Origin of the sequence: Sinomonas sp. (assembly GCF_036848755.1) — a bacterium.
Taxonomy (GTDB): Bacteria; Actinomycetota; Actinomycetes; order Actinomycetales; family Micrococcaceae; genus Sinomonas.
Genome location: NZ_DAIUJO010000025.1, coordinates 39,167 through 41,005 on the forward strand (window position 1 = coordinate 39,167; position 1,839 = coordinate 41,005).

The window sequence follows — 1,839 nt, forward strand, 5'->3', positions numbered from 1 at the left end:
CCGGTTCGGGGGACGGCGCTGGCTCTGCGGACGGCGCTGCCTTGGGGGACGGCGCGGGGCCTGCCCTCACCCAAGCCGGCCTCGAGCATCAGGCCCGGGCCCTTTTCGTGGATTCGTTGGTCACGACTGTCCAGGGACTGGAATTCGTTGAGTCGCGGATGCATGCCTTGAGGTTGAAGGCAGTCGCGGCCCTGCACAGCGAGATGCGGCGCATTGCGCCCGATCCGTTCGGAGCGAGCGAGGCGTCCTCGATGACGGCGGCGGAGATAGCGGCGGCCCTGAACGTCTCGCAGCGGACGGCCCGAGCCTTGGTAGAGGAAGCGTTGCTGCTCACAGATCCAGGTCTGAGGCCGGTGCTGGACGCGATGGAGGAGGGACGGCTTGACCGCCGTCGGGCACGCGCGGTGACAGAGCACGCGTGCGTGCTGCGTTCCGGCAAGGACGCGGAGTTCTGCGCTGCCGCAGTCGAACTCGCGTGCCCCGAAGACAGTGATCATGCTCCTAGCCTGGGTGCCCTTTCGCGGCGTCTTCGGCGGCTGGCGGAGGAGTACCACGAAGATCCGCTGGCCGCGCGAAAGGAGCGAGCTGCCTCCTTCCGAAAGGTAGAGGTCGAACCCGCAAAGGACGGCATGTGCTGGATCACTGCCCACCTCCCCGTCGAGGTAGGTGCGGCGATCGACACGCGTCTTGAGGCTCTTGCCAGGTCTCTGCAAGGGAAGGACGAGGCGCGCGGCATCGGCCAGCTCCGCGCGGACGTCTTCCGCGACCTCCTCCTCGATGGTTCAGCCCATACCGGGCCCGCTCATACTGCCGGCTCGATGACCAGTGCTGCGGGGGCGGCCAGTGGTGCCGGGGCGGATCGCGCCGTCGGGGCGGCCAGTGTTGCCGGGGCGGATCGCGCCGCCGGGGCGGATAGCACTGGGGGGCCCTATTCGGCAGGTGTGGGCGCCGCGGGAGGCGTGAGGATGGAGGTCGTTGTCACCGTCCCGGCCCGCACCCTGTCTGGAGAAACGGACACTCCGGGCGAGATCCTGGGGTACGGGCCGATTGATGCGCAGGCGGCGCGGCTGCTGGCCGCAGACGCTGCGACGTGGACGACGATGTGGGTCGCCCCCGATTCTGGGGCGCCTCTTGCTCTGGGCAGGCGGCGATATACGCCATCGCTCGCCATCCGGCGCTTCCTTGGAGCGCGGGACCGAGTGTGTCGATTCCCCGGATGCGACAAGCCAGCTTCTGCTACTGAGGCGGACCACACGGACGAATGGCAGAACGGTGGCAGAACTGACGTCAGGAACCTCGCCCTGTTGTGCCGGGAGCATCACCGACTCAAGACCTTGTGCGCGTGGAAACTGCGGCAGGTAGAGCCCGCCGGGGAGGAACGACCGGAGCAGAACGAGTCCGATGTGCCGACAGCCGTTGGCGCCTCTCGCGGCGGAATCCTCGAATGGACCTCCCCGACCGGCCGTCGCTACGTGACCTGCCCCGAGTCGGACGACCCGCCGCCCTTCTAGCCTCGGCACGATGGGCGTGCGGTCGGACTCCCGGGTGCGGTTCTCGGTCCGCCGGGGTCTCGGGCTGCCGGGATGGCGGGTGGGGCTGCCGGGCTGACGGGTGTAATTCTCGGACCGCCGAGTGAGGTTCTCGGGCTGGCGGGCCGCCGGGTGGGGCGGCCGGGCTTGCCGGCGGTGGGCCCGGCTTGCCCCCCCCAGAGGTGGGCTCATGTGTGCATCTCTTCCGCCTGCTGCCTACCGTTGGAACGAGACCGAAGCCGGGCAGGGAGCCGAGCAGAGAGCCGGGCAGGGAGCCGGGCAGGGAGCCGGGCAGGACGCCCCAGGGAGC

General features: G+C 69.6%; 1 protein-coding gene. It reads left to right on the forward strand.

The window, feature by feature from the left end:
* The first annotated feature begins 203 nt into the window (after positions 1-203).
* A complete protein-coding gene (locus V7053_RS19035) occupies positions 204-1,511 on the forward strand; it encodes a DUF222 domain-containing protein (RefSeq protein ID WP_443022560.1) in 1,308 nt (435 codons plus the stop codon).
* Positions 1,512-1,839: the final 328 nt, after the last annotated feature.

Bases quoted from the DNA above. Each gene is read 5' to 3' on its own strand.
- V7053_RS19035 (WP_443022560.1), top strand. From the start codon at position 204: ATGCGGCGCATTGCGCCCGATCCGTTCGGAGCGAGCGAGGCGTCCTCG.